The 18,493-nt window shown below is 60.5% G+C and carries 14 protein-coding genes; 9 read left to right on the plus strand and 5 right to left on the minus strand.

Annotation, left to right across the window (positions count from 1 at the left end; translation table 11 throughout):
- Positions 1–7 precede the first annotated feature (7 nt).
- From PSH86_RS09425 to PSH86_RS09455, 7 genes are all read left to right on the plus strand, one after another.
- On the plus strand, positions 8–445 hold the full coding sequence (locus PSH86_RS09425) for a hypothetical protein (protein WP_109751576.1): 438 nt from the start codon (positions 8–10) through the stop codon (positions 443–445).
- Between the two features lie 488 nt (positions 446–933).
- On the plus strand, positions 934–3,081 hold the full coding sequence (gene fadB / locus PSH86_RS09430) for a fatty acid oxidation complex subunit alpha FadB (protein WP_305489372.1): 2,148 nt from the start codon (positions 934–936) through the stop codon (positions 3,079–3,081).
- A gap of 30 nt (positions 3,082–3,111) precedes the next feature.
- Positions 3,112–4,287, plus strand: coding sequence for an acetyl-CoA C-acyltransferase FadA (fadA, locus tag PSH86_RS09435; protein WP_024618393.1), 1,176 nt, complete (start codon positions 3,112–3,114; stop codon positions 4,285–4,287).
- Positions 4,288–4,396: 109 nt separating this feature from the next.
- Complete coding sequence (locus tag PSH86_RS09440; protein ID WP_025212748.1) at positions 4,397–4,633, plus strand: DUF1653 domain-containing protein; 237 nt, start codon at positions 4,397–4,399, stop codon at positions 4,631–4,633.
- A 115-nt stretch (positions 4,634–4,748) separates the two neighbouring features.
- Positions 4,749–7,361, plus strand: coding sequence for a type I DNA topoisomerase (gene topA / locus PSH86_RS09445; protein WP_109751578.1), 2,613 nt, complete (start codon positions 4,749–4,751; stop codon positions 7,359–7,361).
- A 203-nt stretch (positions 7,362–7,564) separates the two neighbouring features.
- Entirely contained in the window at positions 7,565–8,089 is a 525-nt protein-coding gene (locus PSH86_RS09450) for a DUF6586 family protein (RefSeq protein WP_109751579.1), read from the plus strand.
- Between the two features lie 106 nt (positions 8,090–8,195).
- A complete protein-coding gene (locus tag PSH86_RS09455) occupies positions 8,196–8,429 on the plus strand; it encodes a hypothetical protein (protein WP_003183419.1) in 234 nt (77 codons plus the stop codon).
- A gap of 71 nt (positions 8,430–8,500) precedes the next feature.
- Here PSH86_RS09455 and sulA read toward each other — a convergent pair whose 3' ends face one another.
- The gene (gene sulA / locus PSH86_RS09460; protein ID WP_163854643.1) at positions 8,501–8,974 is read right to left on the minus strand and encodes an SOS-induced cell division inhibitor SulA; all 474 of its coding nucleotides are present in this window, start codon (positions 8,972–8,974) and stop codon (positions 8,501–8,503) included.
- Between the two features lie 10 nt (positions 8,975–8,984).
- Complete coding sequence (lexA, locus tag PSH86_RS09465) at positions 8,985–9,593, minus strand: transcriptional repressor LexA (protein WP_003199651.1); 609 nt, start codon at positions 9,591–9,593, stop codon at positions 8,985–8,987.
- A 241-nt stretch (positions 9,594–9,834) separates the two neighbouring features.
- Here lexA and PSH86_RS09470 point away from each other — a divergent pair, with 241 nt between their 5' ends.
- Positions 9,835–10,548, plus strand: coding sequence for a TetR/AcrR family transcriptional regulator (locus tag PSH86_RS09470; protein ID WP_109751581.1), 714 nt, complete (start codon positions 9,835–9,837; stop codon positions 10,546–10,548).
- 169 nt (positions 10,549–10,717) lie between these two features.
- Positions 10,718–11,716, plus strand: coding sequence for a beta-N-acetylhexosaminidase (nagZ, locus tag PSH86_RS09475; RefSeq protein WP_176689573.1), 999 nt, complete (start codon positions 10,718–10,720; stop codon positions 11,714–11,716).
- A gap of 27 nt (positions 11,717–11,743) precedes the next feature.
- On the opposite strand, the gene PSH86_RS09480 is transcribed toward nagZ, so the two are convergent.
- The 3 genes from PSH86_RS09480 to mfd are packed head-to-tail and all read right to left on the minus strand — an operon-like array spanning position 11,744 to position 18,475.
- Positions 11,744–14,437, minus strand: coding sequence for a DEAD/DEAH box helicase (locus PSH86_RS09480; protein WP_305489376.1), 2,694 nt, complete (start codon positions 14,435–14,437; stop codon positions 11,744–11,746).
- A gap of 11 nt (positions 14,438–14,448) precedes the next feature.
- Positions 14,449–15,015: a CsiV family protein gene (locus PSH86_RS09485; RefSeq protein ID WP_305489378.1), complete on the minus strand. Its 567-nt coding sequence runs from the start codon at positions 15,013–15,015 to the stop codon at positions 14,449–14,451.
- Between the two features lie 10 nt (positions 15,016–15,025).
- Positions 15,026–18,475 (minus strand): transcription-repair coupling factor, encoded by a 3,450-nt coding sequence (mfd, locus tag PSH86_RS09490; RefSeq protein ID WP_305489379.1) that lies wholly within the window; start codon positions 18,473–18,475, stop codon positions 15,026–15,028.
- Positions 18,476–18,493: the final 18 nt, after the last annotated feature.

The raw sequence follows: 18,493 nt of genomic DNA on the forward strand, positions 1-18,493 counted from the left end.
TACGAATATGACGGTCTGGATAGTGCTGTCAATCCTGTTGGTGGTGTTAAGTCCACTGGCATGGTTGCGTCCGTCCCGTGTACAGAGCGGGCGCATGGCCTTGCGCATGGAAGCACGACGCCTGGGCCTGGCCATGCAACTGGCGCCGCAGGAGTGGCCGCACTGGCTGGGCCAGCAGCCGCCCAACCCCTGCGCCCAGTACCACCGGCCTCGGCGAGGCAGCCAACCAGCCTGTTGGAGCTACTGGCAAACTGCGCCGGGCGTCTGGGTCAATCAGTGGCGGGAAGTCTGCCTGGATGAATCTCTGCTCAATCATTTCGAAAAATTGCCGGCCAACGTCTACAAGGTCGAAGCCGACCGACAAATGATTGCCTTGTACTGGGGCGAGAAGGGCGAAGCCAGTGTGTTGCTGGCCATTGCCGATGTGCTCAAGGCATTGGCCTGAGACATAAAAAAGCCCGACAGTCTCATCGGGCGGGTTGGCCAGGCAGGCCGGTAATCAAGCTGTGCCAGGGCGTGCGTTCGTAACGCCCTTCATTCCTGAATTTTCAATCGCGCACCCGACAGCGTAGTCGGTTGGATCCGTTATGTGTGGAATTAGGGCGATTTTTCTAATTATTGATTCTATGAATAGCTGCTCATGCGGGGCCGTGTTGCGGATCCGTACGGTACGGAAATGACCGTAAAGTCGCGTTCATGCCTGTGTTTAGGGCGATTGACAATTGTCGGAAATTCCGTGAAGGTGACGTACCCAAATCAAACGGGCGTATGAATTGAGCGTTTGTATTTTCAGAATGCTCCTACAGACCCCGACTATCGCGTTGACGGGTGTGCCTGGCGGATTGGCGTAGCATCGACGGTAAACGTCAATGCCATACCTGCGGTCAGCGTTCAACGTGTACTGTTCAGCTTCCATATCGTGGAGATCAGTTGATGATTTACGAAGGTAAAGCCATCACGGTTAAGGCTCTTGAAAGTGGCATCGTCGAACTGAAATTCGACCTCAAGGGTGAGTCCGTCAACAAGTTCAACCGTCTAACCCTGAATGAACTGCGTCAGGCCGTGGACACTATCAAGGCAGATGCTTCGATCAAGGGTGTGATCGTCAGCAGCGGCAAGGACGTATTCATCGTCGGTGCCGACATCACCGAATTCGTCGACAACTTCAAGCTGCCCGATGCCGAACTGATCGCTGGCAACCTCGAAGCCAACCGTATTTTCAGCGACTTCGAAGACCTCAACGTACCGACCGTCGTGGCCATCAACGGCATCGCCCTGGGTGGCGGCCTGGAAATGTGCCTGGCGGCGGATTACCGCGTCATGTCCACCACGGCCAAGATCGGCCTGCCGGAAGTCAAACTGGGCATTTACCCGGGCTTCGGCGGAACCGTGCGCCTGCCGCGCCTGATCGGTGCCGACAACGCCATCGAATGGATTGCCGCGGGCAAGGAAAACCGTGCTGAAGACGCGCTGAAAGTCGGCGCCGTGGATGCCGTGGTCGAACCTGGCAAGCTTCAGGAAGCAGCCCTTGAAACCGTCAAGCGCGCTATCAGCGGCGAGTTCGACTACAAGGCCAAGCGTCAGCCGAAGCTGGAGAAGCTCAAGCTCAACGCCATCGAACAAATGATGGCCTTCGAAACCGCCAAGGGTTTCGTGGCCGGTCAGGCAGGCCCGAACTACCCGGCACCAGTCGAAGCGATCAAGACCATCCAGAAAGCCGCGAGCTTCGGTCGCGACAAGGCCCTGGAAGTCGAGGCCGCAGGCTTCGTCAAACTGGCCAAGACCTCGGCTGCGCAAAGCCTGATCGGTCTGTTCCTCAATGACCAGGAACTGAAGAAAAAGGCCAAGGCCTACGACGAAATCGCCAGTGATGTGCAGCAGGCTGCCGTGCTCGGCGCCGGCATCATGGGTGGCGGTATCGCCTACCAGTCGGCGTCCAAGGGCACGCCGATCCTGATGAAGGACATCAACGAACACGGGATCGAGCAGGGCCTGGCCGAAGCCGCCAAGCTGCTGGTCGGCCGCGTCGACAAAGGTCGCATGACCGCTGCGAAGATGGCCGAAGTGCTCAATGGCATTCGTCCGACCCTGTCCTATGGCGATTTCGGCCATGTCGACCTGGTGGTCGAAGCCGTTGTCGAGAACCCGAAGGTCAAGCAAGCGGTACTGGCCGAAGTCGAAGACAAGGTCAAGGAGGACACTATCCTTGCCTCGAACACCTCGACCATTTCCATTTCGCTGCTGGCCAAGGCCCTCAAGCGTCCGGAAAACTTCGTCGGCATGCACTTCTTCAACCCGGTGCACATGATGCCGCTGGTGGAAGTGATCCGTGGCGAGAAGTCCAGCGAACATGCGATTGCCACCACCGTCGCCTACGCGAAGAAAATGGGCAAGAACCCGATCGTCGTCAACGACTGCCCGGGCTTTCTGGTCAACCGTGTGCTGTTCCCGTACTTCGGCGGTTTCGCCAAGTTGGTCAGCGCCGGTGTGGACTTCGTGCGCATCGACAAGATCATGGAAAAATTCGGCTGGCCGATGGGCCCGGCGTACCTGATGGACGTGGTCGGCATCGACACCGGCCACCACGGTCGCGACGTCATGGCTGAAGGCTTCCCGGATCGCATGAAGGACGACCGCCGTTCGGCCGTCGACGTGCTCTACGAGGCCAAGCGCCTGGGCCAGAAGAACGGCAAGGGCTTCTACGCCTACGAGACCGACAAGCGCGGCAAGCAGAAGAAAGTCGCCGACTCGTCGGTACTGGAAGTGCTCAAGCCGATCGTCTACGAGCAGCGCGAAGTCACCGACGAGGACATCATCAACTGGATGATGATCCCGCTGTGCCTCGAAACCGTGCGTTGCCTGGAAGACGGCATTGTCGAAACCGCCGCCGAAGCCGACATGGGTCTGGTCTACGGTATCGGTTTCCCTCCATTCCGTGGCGGTGCGCTGCGCTACATCGATTCGATCGGTGTGGCCGAGTTCGTTGCCCTGGCTGACCAGTACGCTGATCTGGGCGCGCTGTACCACCCGACTGCGAAGCTGCGTGAAATGGCCAAGAACGGCCAGAGCTTCTTCGGTTAAGCGCCCAACGACTAGAGCGAGAGAACATTTATGAGCTTGAATCCTAGAGACGTCGTGATTGTCGACTTCGGTCGTACGCCGATGGGCCGCTCCAAGGGCGGCATGCACCGCAACACCCGCGCCGAAGACATGTCGGCGCACCTGATCAGCAAGCTGCTGGAGCGCAACGTCAAGGTCGACCCCAACGAAGTCGAAGACGTGATCTGGGGCTGTGTGAACCAGACCCTGGAGCAGGGCTGGAACATCGCCCGCATGGCCTCGCTGATGACCCAGATCCCTCACACGGCGGCCGGCCAGACTGTCAGCCGCCTGTGCGGTTCGTCCATGAGTGCGTTGCACACCGCCGCCCAGGCGATCATGACTGGCAACGGTGACGTGTTCGTCGTCGGCGGGGTCGAGCACATGGGCCACGTGAGCATGATGCATGGTGTCGACCCGAACCCACACATGTCGCTGTACGCGGCAAAAGCTTCGGGCATGATGGGCCTGACCGCGGAAATGCTTGGCAAGATGCACGGCATCACCCGCGAGCAGCAGGACGCCTTTGGCGTGCGCTCCCACCAGCTCGCCCACAAGGCGACCGTGGAAGGCAAGTTCAAGGATGAGATCATCCCGATGCAGGGCTACGACGAGAACGGTTTCCTGAAATTGTTCGACTACGACGAAACCATTCGTCCGGAAACCACCCTGGAAAGCCTGGCGGCCCTCAAGCCGGCATTCAATCCAAAGGGCGGCACCGTGACAGCCGGTACTTCGTCGCAGATCACCGACGGTGCCTCGTGCATGATCGTGATGTCGGCCCAGCGCGCCCAGGACCTGGGTATCCAGCCGATGGCGGTGATTCGTTCGATGGCCGTGGCGGGTGTGGATCCGGCGATCATGGGCTATGGTCCAGTACCGGCCACGCAGAAAGCCTTGAAGCGTGCAGGCCTGGGTATTGCCGATATCGACTTCTTCGAGCTCAACGAAGCTTTCGCCGCACAGGCCCTGCCAGTGCTGAAAGATTTGAAAGTGCTCGACAAGATGAACGAGAAGGTTAACCTGCACGGCGGCGCGATCGCCCTGGGTCACCCGTTCGGTTGCTCCGGTGCGCGTATCTCCGGCACGCTGCTCAACGTCATGAAGCAGAATGGCGGCACCTTTGGTGTGTCCACCATGTGCATTGGCCTCGGCCAGGGCATCGCCACTGTCTTCGAACGCGTCTAAGCGTTGTGTCGATAGAAGCCGGGGCCAAGTGCCCCGGTTTTTGTTTTTCCGGGTTTAGTAAAAAAGATTTTTGTTTTTATTTTGAAAAGATTTCAGTGAGGGCCAAAGCATGCCGATACAACCTGGGCTCTACCAACATTACAAAGGTCCGCAGTACCGCGTATTCAGCATTGCGCGGCATTCCGAGACCGAGGAAGAAGTGGTCTTCTATCAAGCCCTGTATGGCGATTACGGCTTTTGGGTACGTCCCTTGAGCATGTTCCAGGAGTCCGTCGAGGTTGACGGCGAACAGGTGCCACGCTTTGCTTTGGTGCAGGCCGAGGAGAGCATTTTTTCCAAGCCTTGAGGCCGGTATGCGGGCAACCCTGCGCTTGACCTCACCTTGCAGCCACTATATATAGCGGTGCCGCGTCAGGCGCCAACCGCCTTTCACTTTTTAGAATTCAGGAATTTTCTGATCCATGGGCAAATCGCTGGTCATTGTGGAATCCCCGGCTAAGGCCAAGACCATCAACAAGTATCTGGGCAACCAATACGTGGTGAAGTCGAGTATCGGCCATATCCGAGACCTGCCCACCAGCGGTTCGGCTAGCGCCAGCAAGGAGCCAGCCGCCAAGCGCGGCAAGGCTGCTGCCGGTGAAGCGCCGGCGCTGTCGCCGAAAGACAAGGCGCGCAAGCAGCTGGTCTCACGCATGGGGGTCGATCCGGAACATGGCTGGAAAGCCAAGTACGAGATCCTCCCAGGCAAGGAAAAGGTCATCGAAGAGCTGCGTCGGCTCGCCAAGGATGCTGACACCATCTATCTCGCAACGGACTTGGACCGCGAAGGGGAAGCCATTGCCTGGCACCTGCGCGAAGCCATCGGTGGGGACGACAGCCGCTACAAGCGCGTGGTGTTCAACGAAATCACCAAGAAAGCCATCCAGGAAGCCTTCTCTCAGCCGGGCGAGCTGGATATCGATCGGGTCAACGCCCAGCAGGCGCGTCGTTTCCTCGATCGCGTGGTGGGCTACATGGTCTCGCCACTGTTGTGGGCCAAGATCGCCCGCGGGCTGTCTGCCGGTCGTGTGCAGTCGGTCGCGGTGAAGCTGGTGGTGGAGCGCGAGCGGGAGATCCGCGCGTTTATCCCTGAAGAATACTGGGAAGTCCACGCCGACCTTGGCACTGCCAAGGGCGCTACCGTGCGTTTCGAGGTGGCCCGCGAGAAGGGTGAGGCCTTCAAGCCGCTCAACGAAGCCCAGGCCATGGCTGCGCTGGAGAAGCTCAAGGCTTCCAGCTACAGCATCGTCAAGCGCGAGGACAAGCCGACCAGCAGCAAACCGTCGGCGCCGTTCATCACTTCCACGCTGCAACAGGCTGCGAGCAACCGCCTGGGTTTTGGCGTGAAGAAAACCATGATGATGGCCCAGCGTCTATATGAAGCCGGCTACATCACTTATATGCGTACCGACTCGACCAACCTCTCGGCCGATGCCGTGGCGATGGCGCGCACTTATATAGAAAGCGAGTTCGGCAAGAAATACCTGCCGGACACGCCGAACGTCTACAGCAGCAAGGAAGGCGCACAAGAGGCTCACGAAGCGATTCGTCCGTCCGATGCCAATACCGAACCAAGCAAGCTGTCGGGCATGGAGCGCGACGCCGAGCGTCTCTACGAGTTGATCTGGCGCCAATTCCTGGCCTGCCAGATGCTGCCGGCGCAATACCTGTCGACTACCGTCAGCGTCGGTGCTGGCGACTTCGAGCTGCGCGCCAAGGGCCGCATCTTGAAGTTCGACGGCTACACCCGCGTCATGCCGCAAATCACCAAGCCCGGGGATGACGACGTCCTGCCGGACATGGCCCAGGGTGACGTGATGAAGCTGATCAAGCTTGATCCGACCCAGCACTTCACCAAGCCACCGGCTCGTTATTCGGAAGCCAGCCTGGTCAAGGAAATGGAAAAACGCGGCATCGGTCGTCCTTCGACCTACGCGGCGATCATTTCCACCATCCAGGATCGCGGCTATGTAGCGCTGCACAACCGTCGTTTCTATTCGGAAAAGATGGGCGACATTGTTACCGAACGTTTGTCCGAGAGCTTCTCGAACCTGATGGACTACGGTTTCACCGCCGGCATGGAAGAGAACCTCGACGATGTGGCCCAGGGCGAGCGGGACTGGAAAAACGTCCTCGACGAGTTCTACGGCGACTTCAAGAAAAAACTCGAAGTGGCTGAAAGCGCCGACAATGGCATGCGGGCCAATCAGCCGGTCATGACCGACATTCCGTGCCTGACCTGCGGGCGTCCGATGCAAATTCGCACGGCATCGACAGGTGTCTTCCTCGGTTGCTCGGGCTACAGCCTGCCACCCAAGGAGCGCTGCAAGGCGACGGTCAACCTGGTACCGGGCGACGAAATCGCCGCGGACGACGAGGGCGAGTCGGAATCCCTGGTGCTGCGCGGCAAGCATCGCTGCCCGATCTGCAGTACGGCAATGGATGCCTACTTGCTGGATGAAAAGCGCAAGCTGCACATCTGCGGCAACAACCCGGACTGTGCCGGCTACGAGATTGAAGAGGGGACTTATCGCATCAAGGGCTACGAAGGTCCGAGCCTGGAATGCGACAAGTGTGGCAGTGAGATGCAGCTCAAGACCGGTCGTTTCGGCAAGTTCTTCGGGTGCACCAATCCGACCTGCAAGAACACCCGCAAACTGCTCAAGAGCGGTGACGCGGCGCCGCCGAAGATGGACCCGGTGAAGATGCCTGAACTCAAGTGCGAGAAGGTCAATGACACCTACATCCTGCGCGACGGCGCCTCCGGCCTGTTCCTGGCGGCCAGCCAGTTCCCGAAAAACCGTGAGACCCGTGCACCGTTGGTAATGGAGATCGTGCCGCACAAGGACGAGATCGATCCGAAGTACCATTTCCTTTGTGACGCGCCGCAGAAGGATCCGGAAGGGCGTCCAGCGGTCATTCGCTACAGCCGCAAGACCAAGGAGCAATATGTGCAGACCGAAGTCGACGGCAAGCCGACTGGTTGGAAGGCGTACTACGACGGCGGTAAATGGACGGTGGAAGACAAGCGCTGATCGCCGGAGCTTGTCTGAAGGTTGGGGGCTGTGGCGAGGGAGCTTGCTCCCGCTGGACGGCGCAGCCGTCCCCAACAAGCCCCAAGTGACAGAAGGCCGCATGTTTTCATGCGGCCTTTTGTTTTTGGCTTGCAGTGGCCTCGGTTGATCCACGACACTGTCCCACTTGCTTGAAGCTTTCATTTCGTTGGGGAGACGCCACCATGGCCCACGAACTCTATACCCGCACCAATCAGAAAATTTATTTCGCCGGTCTGTCGCTTGAAGCGCTCACCAGGGCCGAGGATGGGCGTGCGATGAATTCCCCGGCGTTGCTCCAGGCAGGACGCGAATCCGCGCTGTTTCACCTTTACGGTGCGCTGTTGGGGTTGTGCCATGAAATCGCCGGTTTCTATCGCCTGCCGCAAGCGAACGCGTCGCGGGCCGAGTTGTTGTTGACCCGCGAGGTGCTGGAAACCATCGCTATTCCGGAATTGGCCGAAATGGTCGAGCTGGCGCACAATCCGGAAACCTGGCTGGCGAAGCTATTGGCGGCCCATGCGGCGCTGTTCGAGCCGCCCCGGGCCCCGCGCAAGCCCAAGGGGGACGTGACCCAGCCGTTGATCGTGGCGGTCAATCTGGATGAGCAAGAACCTGAGCAGGAGTTGAGCCGGGAGGAGCTGGAGAGCTGGCGCCAGAACCTCAAGAGCCTGGCGATACGCTTTCGTGAAGGGTTGAACGAGTGCTGAGTTTCCCCACGGCCCGTTACGCTCGTTGATGACGCTTGGTCAAGATCCCGAGCGGAGCCTGGCCGATGACTATATAATCCTCGCCTTTCGTGGAGAACAGACTTTTATGCCAACGTCCTTTCTAGAAATTGTCGAACTTCCTGATGGCCGCATCGAGCTGCGCAGGGCTGAGGACGAGGGGTCTCTGGTTACCCTGAACTTCTCCGAAGATGCCAAGGTATTCCTCCAGGGGCAACACGTCGAAGTCGCCAAGGCGATGCTGAGCGTGGGCGTCCAGATGGCAGGTCGCCTGGTTGAAGGCGAATTCAACAAGGAAGAGGGGCCGCGGGTTCTTCATTGATCCCGCCTGTCGGCTTTTTTGAATAGTATGACTGGCCGGCTTCTCTGTCTTGGAGAAGCCCCGCGTTTGTTTTAACCCAATCGAATATTCAGACTTTGTGCGTCCCCAATACGGGCGGCGCTGATCAACTGTTGCCGTGCGGTCGTGGTCAGTGGATTGAGCCAACTGACCACGGTGTGGCTACGGCCCAGGCGCAATGCTTCGCAGGTCAACTGTTGGGCGCTTTGGGTGCCTCGCGGCTGCAACAGTAGAATGCGTTCGCGGTTCAGGCCGGCATCCCGCAGCCAGGCCTGGGTAACGCTGGCCGGCGGCGCGATCAGCGTCAACCAGCGAGCGTCCTGGTCCTGGCTGAGTTCCCGCAGAATCGGCGCCAACAGGTTCAGGCAGTTTCCAGCCGCACCACGTAACGACAGTTCGCTGAAAGCCTCGGGCTCGACGCTCCACGGCGACTCGATGACCTCTTTCAGGACTGGAACCAGCGGTTGAGCCATGAATGCCTCGAACAGCGGAAGTTGTGTGTGTTGTGGTGTGTGAGGGAACTGCATAAAGCCTCCTTTAGCGGCGAATGACGCCGACACTCAAGCCTTCGATGACCAGATCCTGATCTTTCAGGTTCACTTCGATGGGCGCGAACTCAGGGTTCTCGGCGATGAGCCAGACCTTGCTGCCGTCGCGCTTGAAGCGCTTGACGGTCACTTCGTCGCCAATTCGCGCCACTACGATCTGGCCATTGCGGGCTTCGCGGGTGGTGTGGACGGCCAGGAGGTCACCGTCGAAGATGCCGATGTCCTTCATGCTCATGCCGTGTACACGAAGCAGGTAATCGGCCCGAGGATGGAAGAACGAAGGATTGATGTTGCAGGATTCCTCGACATGCTGTTGGGCAAGGATCGGTGCGCCTGCCGCCACCCGGCCGATGATTGGCAAGGTGGTTTCGTCGGCCTTGGCTTCGAAGCCGGGGATGCGAATGCCACGGGATGCGCCCGGGGTCATTTCGATCGCACCCTTGCGCGCCAGCGCCTTGAGGTGTTCTTCAGCCGCGTTGGGCGACTTGAAACCCAGTTCCTGGGCGATTTCCGCACGGGTTGGCGGGTAGCCGTTGTCTTCGAGGCAGCGTTTGATGAAGGCCAGAATCTCTGCTTGGCGTGGCGTCAGCTTTAGCATATTGATCGCTCTGTCTTTTTATACAGTGACTGGGATTATATACAGTGGACGCCGCTTGGCAATCCTCCTTTTTTCACAGGCCGCTGGACGGTCGGTCGGACTGTTGAACGCGTCATGGCTACCACCCGTGAAAAGGTGTGGTTAAATACGTGACCGGGCGTTCGCAAAACGCCCCGGCAGGCTTGACAACCCATGGGCTGAAACGTATGTTTCAAACAAGTGTTTGTCAGGCGGAGTAACCATGGCCCAGTCGGAAACCGTTGAACGCATTCTCGATGCTGCCGAGCAGTTGTTCGCGGAAAAAGGTTTCGCTGAAACCTCGTTGCGTCTGATCACCAGCAAGGCCGGGGTGAACCTGGCAGCGGTGAACTATCACTTCGGTTCGAAAAAAGCCCTTATCCAGGCGGTTTTCTCGCGTTTCCTCGGGCCTTTCTGCCTCAGCCTCGATCGCGAGCTGGAGCGGCGCCAGGCCAAGCCTGACGTCAAGCCGACCCTGGAAGAACTGCTGGAAATGCTGGTCGAGCAAGCGCTTGCCGTGCAGCCACGCAGTGGTAACGATCTTTCCATTTTCATGCGTTTGCTAGGCTTGGCGTTCAGCCAGAGCCAGGGCCACTTGCGGCGTTATCTGGAAGACATGTACGGCAAGGTGTTCCGCCGCTACATGCTGCTGGTCAATGAGGCCGCGCCGCGCATTCCGCCGATCGAGTTGTTCTGGCGGGTGCACTTCATGCTCGGTGCTGCAGCGTTCAGCATGTCCGGTATCAAGGCATTGCGAGCCATCGCTGAAACCGATTTTGGCGTGAACACGTCGATCGAGCAGGTGATGCGCCTGATGGTGCCGTTCCTGGCGGCCGGCATGCGTGCCGAAAGCGGTGTCACCGATGAGGCCATGGCTGCCGCACAATTACGCCCTCGCAGCAAATCGGCCCCGGCCCCGGTGTTGGCCAAGGCTTGACGGGTGGGCGCGGTAGCCTACATCCGCTAAGCTAGCCGCCCATGCCGACTCTCGTTTCGAACCTGCTTTGTATTTTATTCCACAATCGTTGCCTGCCGGCCCTGCAGCCCGGCGGCACGGTCGTGCCTGTGGGGTTCATCGTTATTAAGGAAATACTATGACTGCTGGCCTGCAAGGCTCGTTGATGGTGGATGTCGCCGGTACCTGGCTGACGGCCGAAGATCGCCACCTGTTGCGCCAGCCCGAAGTGGGTGGCCTGATTATTTTCGCGCGCAACATCGAACATCCACGACAGGTGCGCGAATTGAGCGCCTCGATCCGTGCCATCCGTCCCGACCTTTTGCTGGCGGTCGATCAGGAGGGGGGTCGCGTGCAGCGCCTGCGCCAGGGGTTTGTGCGGTTACCGGCGATGCGGGCGATAGCCGACAACCCGAATGCCGAATACCTGGCCGAGCAGTGTGGCTGGATCATGGCTACCGAAGTGCTGGCGGTCGGTCTCGACTTGAGTTTTGCCCCGGTGCTGGACCTCGATTACCAGCGCAGCGCCGTCGTCGGCAGTCGTTCCTTTGAAGGCGACCCCGAGCGCGCGGCGTTGCTGGCCGGTGCCTTCATCCGTGGCATGAGCGCCGCGGGGATGGCGGCCACCGGCAAGCACTTCCCGGGGCATGGCTGGGCCGAGGCCGATTCCCACGTGGCTATTCCCAACGATGAGCGCAGTCTCGAGCAGATTCGCACCAACGACCTGGTGCCGTTCGCCAAGCTGAGCAAGCAGCTTGCGGCGGTCATGCCTGCCCATGTCATTTATCCTCAGGTTGACGCCAATCCAGCCGGATTTTCCCGTCGCTGGTTGCAGGACATCCTGCGCGGGGAGTTGCAATTCGAGGGTGTGATCTTCAGTGATGACCTGTCGATGGCTGGAGCTCATGTGGTCGGCGATGCTGCCAGTCGTATCGAGGCAGCGTTGACGGCGGGTTGCGACATGGGCCTTGTGTGCAATGACCGCGCTGCCGCGGAGCTGGCCTTGAGCGCCGCCCAACGCCTGAAGGTCAAGCCTTCGGCGCGGATCGCCCGCATGCGCGGCCAGGCCTATGCCTCCACTGAATACCGCCAGGACCCGCGCTGGCTGGCGGCACTGGGCGCGTTGAGAGCTGCCCAACTGATCGACTAGCGCTAAGCAATGGGGGAGCGCTGTGGATCAGCGCTTTTCCAGTTTTTCCGGCAGCGGCGCGAACAACGCTTCGATATCGTCGCTCTGCAATTTCCAATCCCCGGCCACGCGTCCGTCCAGCACGCCGGCCGCGAGGTCGGATTTTTCCTTTTGCAGCAGCTGGATTTTCTCTTCCACCGTGCCTCGGGCAATCAGCTTGTAGACGAACACTGGTTTTTCCTGGCCGATACGGTAGGCACGGTCGGTCGCCTGGTTTTCGGTGGCGGGGTTCCACCACGGGTCGTAGTGAATCACCGTGTCGGCCTCGGTCAGGTTCAGGCCTACACCCCCGGCCTTCAGGCTGATCAGAAAGATCTGACGCTTGCCGCTCTGGAATTCTTTGACCGGCGTGCGTCGGTCCCGGGTCTGACCCGTCAGGATCGCGTAATCGACCCCGCGCTTTTTCAGCTCATCTTCGATCAGCGCCAACATGGACGTGAACTGAGAAAACAGCAGCACCCGACGGCCTTCTTCAAACAACTCTTCGAGCATTTCCATCAGGCTGTCGAGCTTGCCCGAGGTGCTGCCTCGGGCAGGCAGGGCGGCGTCGTTGATCAGGCGTAGATCGCAACACACCTGGCGCAGCTTGAGCAGCGCTTCAAGAATGATGATCTGGCTGCGGGCCACGCCTTTGCGGGTGATCTCGTCACGGACTTTCTTGTCCATCGCCAGGCGCATGGTTTCGTAGACGTCCCGCTGGGCATCGCTGAGTTCGACCCAATGGATGATCTCGGTCTTGGGTGGCAGTTCCGTCGCCACTTGTTCCTTGGTCCGGCGCAACAGGAAAGGTTTTATCCGACCGTTGAGGTGCTGGAGTCTGACATCGCTGCCACGTTTTTCGATAGGCACACGGTAATCACGGTTGAAGCTCTTGACGTCCCCAAGCCACCCCGGCAGCAGGAAGTGGAACAGCGACCACAATTCGCCCAGGTGATTCTCCAGTGGTGTACCGGAGAGGCACAACCGCTGGCGGGCGTTGAGCTCGCGGGCGGCCTGGGCGGCTTTGCTGGTGGGGTTCTTGATGTACTGGGCTTCATCGAGAATCAGCACGTGCAATGGCTGCGCGGCGAGACGTTCGACATCCTTGGGCAGCAGCGCATAGGTGGTCAGGATCAGGTCGTAGTCGGCCAGTCGGTCGAAGTGTTTTTTGCGCCCGGCCCCATAAAGCGCCAGCACCTTGAGTTGCGGCGTGAAGTGGGACGCTTCGTCGAGCCAGTTGGGAATCAGGCTGGTGGGCATGACCACCATGCACGGTCGGTCGAGGCGTCCGGCGTTCTTTTCGCTGAGAATGTGCGCCAGAGTCTGTAGGGTTTTGCCCAGACCCATGTCGTCCGCGAGAATACCGCCGACTTCCAGCTGGCGCAGCGATTGCATCCAGCTCAAGCCTTCGAGCTGATAAGGCCGCAGTGTCGCGTTCAGGCCTTCTGGCGCGGTGGCGGTGTAATCCTTGATATCCCGCAGGCGTTGGGCCAGGCCGCGAATGTGTTCGCCACCTTCCCAGGTCAGCGGCATGTCCTGCAGTGGGTTCAGGCGCAAGGCGTCCGCACTGTTGAGGCGCAGTTTGGTGGTGCCGGGTTCTTGCAGGTAAAACTCGCCCAGGGTCGCCAGCACCGGTTTCAGCCGGCCGTAGGGCAGCGCCACTTGCTGTGGGCCGAACTCCGAGTTCGGGCGGTTGGGCAGGTTGACCAGGATCAGTTCGTCGTCACGGCGCCGGGCCAGGCGTTCCGGGTTGAACAGTTCGATGTGCGAACGCATCAGGTTCAGCAGGATCGGCAACAGGCTCAGGCGCTCACCGTTGACGATGATCCCCAGTTCCAGGTCGAACCAGTCCCGCTCCGGCGTTTCCTCGACAGTGGCGTACCACTCGTCCACCGCCGTCAGGTCGAAGCCGAAGTCCTCGTCGATCTGCAATTCCCAGCCCTGGCTACGGAGTTTCGGCAGGTCGTTGAGGGTGAAGGTCAACCAGGCGCTGTCGTTGACCATCTCGTACAGTTCCCCGGCGCTTTCCGGCAAGGCCTTGCTTTGTCGGGTCGCGACCTTGAAACCGAGGATTCGCAGCTGTTCGCGGTAGGACTGCTCCACATCGGTGTGGCGTTTTATCCGCAGCGTCTGGGTTTCCTGGCGAATCAGCACGTCGGTGTTGCGCTGGCCGCTGACGTATTCGTCCAGGTAACTGAAGGACAGGGCCGCGCGGTGTTGGATGTAGCGTTGCATCTTGCCGTTGCGTGGCTCGAAGGCGCTGAACTCGATGCTGGCCAGCCACAGCCGCGGTACCGGCTGCACGTTATCCACCAGCACTTGCGGCGGGGCCTTGGGGCTGCGGTTGTCCAGCACCGCCTGGAGTTTCTCCAGCAACTGCGCGTCTTTTTCGGCGGCCGGGTAGGCCAGGGTTTCCTGGACTTGCAGCAACACTGCCGCGCAATGCTTGCAGTTGATACGCACCGGGCAGGAGCAAGCGGCTTCGAGCAGAATCAGCGCGCCCTTGGCTGACTCTTTAAGGCGAATGGTCTGACGGTAGACGTTGCCGCCAGAGCCTTCGCAACTGGCGGTGATGGTGCTGTCGCCGGCCTCGACGATCCTGACGCGGTTTTCCAGCGCATAACGGCGCCCGCGCTCCAGGCTTTGTTCCTTGAATCGATTGACCCAGGAAGGTGCCAGGGGTTTGCTCAGGGGCGAGGGCATAGGCGCGCCAATCAGTCCGGAATGACTTCAGGTGCCTGCCGTGGCACGGGCGCGGTCAGCGAGGTGATCTTGATCAACAGGCCGAGATGACCGTTGTCGAGGAAGTTCAGTTGGCCATTCTTGGTATGGCTCTGTTGCTTGAGGCGCTCGCTGGCGGTGACCAGGCCATTGGTGTTGATCTGGTTGACCCAGAAATCGGCATCCACGTCGGTGAAACGACCCAGTTTCAGCTCCAGGGTGCCCTCGATAGGGAATTGCCCGAACTGCTCGGCTCCGTCGCTGATGGCGACTTTGCGGCCCTGTTCACCGAGGGTCTGTTGCCAGGCCTTGTGCATCAATACCGTGTATTGGCCGCTGGCGTTGAGTTTCTCGACGATGTTGCCCAGGGCCGGTGTACGCTGGCTATCGGCACCCAGGCGTTGCGCGCCGGCGTCCCAGTCTTCCGGTGCGGCGCGACTGATGATCGCCGGCTCGGCGTTCTGGCGCACCAGGATCATTTCAACCTGATACAGGTCGTCGGCAAACGCCAGGGGGGCGACCAGGGTCAACAACAAGGTCAGTGAGCGAAACAGGCGCATGTGGCGTCCTTCAAGCAGTGGTCGGAGTGAGGCGCTCGAACAGCGCTTCTACGGTATTGAAACGCTCTTCCGGGCGTTCCATGGGCACCATGAACTTGAACATCGTGGCGCCTTCGAACTTGTAGCGTTTGGGTTGGCCCTGGATCAGCTTGATCAGCACCAGTGGGTCGACCGGCGTCTGGGCCTCGAACTCGATCCGGCCACCGTTGGGGCCGCCATCGACCTTCTTGATGCCCAGCTGTTCGGCCTTGAGCTTGAGCAGCGTGGTGCGCACCAGGTTCTTGGTCGGTCCCGGCAACAGGCCGAAGCGGTCGATCATCTCCACTTGCAGGTCCTTGAGGCCTTCCTCGTCGCTGGCCGAGGCGATGCGTTTGTAGAGAATCAGCCGTGCGTGGACGTCCGGCAGGTAGTCTTCCGGAATCAGCGCCGGCACCCGCAGGTTGATTTCCGGCCCGCCGCCCAGGGGTTGGTCGAGGTTCGGCTGTTCACCCTTGCGGATCGACTTGACCGCCCGTTCGAGCATTTCCATGTACAGGGTGAAACCGACGGCCTGGATCTGGCCGCTCTGGCCGTCGCCGAGCAATTCGCCGGCGCCACGGATTTCCAGGTCGTTGGTGGCCAGCACGAAACCGGCGCCGAGGTCTTGGGTATTGGCGATGGCTTCCAGGCGCTTTTCCGCATCCGGGGTGATCTGCTGGCGTGGCGGGGTCAACAGGTAGGCATAGGCCTGGTGGTGGCTACGCCCGACCCGGCCGCGCAGCTGGTGCAACTGGGCCAGGCCGAATTTGTCGGCGCGCTCGATGATGATGGTGTTGGCGCTCGGCACGTCGATGCCGGTCTCGATGATGGTCGAGGCGATCAGCACATTGAAGCGCTTGTGGTAGAAGTCGCTCATCACCTGCTCGAGTTCGCGTTCGCGCATCTGCCCGTGGCCGATGCCGATACGGGCTTCCGGCACCAGTTCGGCCAGGTCGGCGGCGCATTTCTCGATGGTCTTCACGTCGTTGTGCAGGTAATAGACCTGGCCGCCACGCAGCAGCTCACGCAGCAAGGCTTCCTTGACCGTGCTTTTGTTCTGCTCCATCACGAACGTGCGCACTGACAGGCGCCGGGCCGGCGGCGTGGCGATGATCGACAGGTCGCGCATGCCCGACACGGCCATGTTCAATGTGCGTGGGATCGGCGTGGCCGTCAGGGTCAGGATGTCGACTTCGCTGCGCAGGGCCTTGAGCTGCTCTTTCTGGCGCACACCAAAGCGGTGCTCCTCGTCGATGATCACCAGCCCCAGGTTTTTGATCTTCACGTCGTCCAGCAGCAGCTTGTGCGTGCCGATGACGATGTCGATCTTGCCTTCGGCCAGGTCGGCCACGGCGGCATTCACTTCCTTGGTGGATTTGAAACGGCTCATGACTTCCACGGTCACCGGCCAGTCGGCGAAGCGGTCGCGGAAACTGTTGTAGTGCTGCTGGGCGAGCAGGGTGGTCGGCACCAGGATCGCCACCTGCTTGCCACCGTGCACGGCGATGAACGCGGCGCGCATCGCCACTTCGGTCTTGCCGAAGCCGACGTCGCCACACACCAGCCGGTCCATGGGCTTGGGCGCGAGCATGTCGGCGCGCACCGCTTCGATGGTGGTCTGCTGGTCGACGGTTTCTTCGAACGGGAAACCGGCGCTGAAGGTTTCGTAGTCGGCTTTCGGATCGGCGAAGGCATAGCCCTCACGAGCTGCGCGCCGGGCGTAGATGTCCAGCAGTTCGGCGGCCACGTCGCGCACCTGTTCGGCCGCCTTGCGCTTGGCTTTCTGCCAGGTTTCCGAGCCCAGGCGATGCAGTGGGGCCAGGGCGTCGTCGCTGCCAGTGTAGCGGGCGATCAGGTGCAGGTTCGCCACCGGCACATAGAGCTTGGCGCCCTCGGCGTATTCCAGTGTGAGGAATTCAGCGGCCTGATTGTCGATCTCCAGGGTCGCCAGGCCCAGGTAGCGGCCCACGCCGTGGTCGATGTGCACCACGGGCGCACCTTCGCGAAGTTCTGTGAGGTTCTTGATGACGGCGTCGTTGGCGGCGTCGGCGCGTTTCTCGCGACGGCGACGTTGCATGACGCGCTGGCCGAACAACGGGCTTTCGGCGACCAGCGCGAGGGCGGGGTCATCGAGTACCAGTCCTTCGTCCAGCGGGGCGATGGTAATCGCCAGGCGATCCTTGCCGGCGACGAAGTCCGGCCAGTTGTCCACCGTCTTCGGTCGCAGCCTCAGGCGTTCAAGCAGCTCCAACAGCACTTCGCGACGACCCGCGGTTTCGGCGGTGAACAATACGCGACCGGGGAATGTGTCGAGAAAGCCAGCCAGCGCCGCCAGTGGCTGCGTGGCCTTGGCTTCGATGGCCAGGTCCGGCAACGCTTTGGCCGGGAAGCGTTCACGACCGACACCGGTCTCCACGTCCTGCTGGCTCGCCACCACCCGCGGCCAGCTCTTGAGGCGGGCAAAACAGTCTTCCACCGGCAGGAACAGCTCGGCTGGCGGCAATAAAGGCCGGGAAGGATCGACGCGACGCTCTTCGTAGCGGTTGCGCACGTCGTTCCAGAAGTTTTCCGCTGCTTGCTCGATGCCCGGCAGGGAGAACACCTGGGTGTCCTGGGGCAGGTAATCGAACAGGGTGGAGGTTTCTTCGAAAAACAGTGGCAAGTAGTACTCGATGCCGGCGGGAGTAATCCCGCTGCTCAGGTCCTGGAAAATCGGGCAGCGGCGGAAATCCACATCGAAGCGCTCGCGAAAGCGTGCCTTGAAGCGGGTCACGGCTTCCTTCTGTAGCGGGAATTCCTTGGCCGGCAACAGGCGGATCGACTGCACTTTGTCGATGGAGCGCTGGTTTTCCGGATCGAAGGTGCGCAGGGTCTCGATTTCGTCATCGAACAGGTCGATGCGATAAGGCAGCTTGCTGCCCATCGGGAACAGATCGATCAAGGCGCCGCGTACCGCGAACTCGCCGTGCTCGTACACCGTGTCGACGCAGCGGTAGCCACTGGCCTCGAGGCGGGTGCGCATTTGCTCGACATCGAGCTTCTGGCCGATGTCCAGCACCAGGCTGCTACCGAGCAGGAACTGGGTCGGTGCCAGGCGATGTAGGGCCGTGGTGATCGGCACTACCAAAACGCCATGACTGAGCTCCGGCAGCCGATAAAGGCTGGCGATTCGCTGGGAAATGATGTCCTGGTGTGGCGAAAACAGATCGTAGGGCAGGGTTTCCCAGTCCGGGAAATGCAAGACCGGCAAATCCGGAGCGAAGAAACTCAGCTCCTGTTCCAGCCGCTCGGCGCTTTGGCTGTCGGCGGTCAGCAGCAGGGTGAAACGCTTTGCAGCGCTGGCAGCCTCGGCGATGGCCAGGCTCAGGGCGGCACGGGGCAGGTTGCCCCAGTGCTGTTTACCTGCCGCGGCAGGGAGAAGCGGAAGACGCAGAACGGGCACGGAAGGTTGAGCTCCAGC

It is taken from the genome of Pseudomonas sp. FP2300, from assembly GCF_030687595.1.
In the GTDB taxonomy this organism is placed as follows: Bacteria; Pseudomonadota; Gammaproteobacteria; order Pseudomonadales; family Pseudomonadaceae; genus Aquipseudomonas; species Aquipseudomonas bijieensis.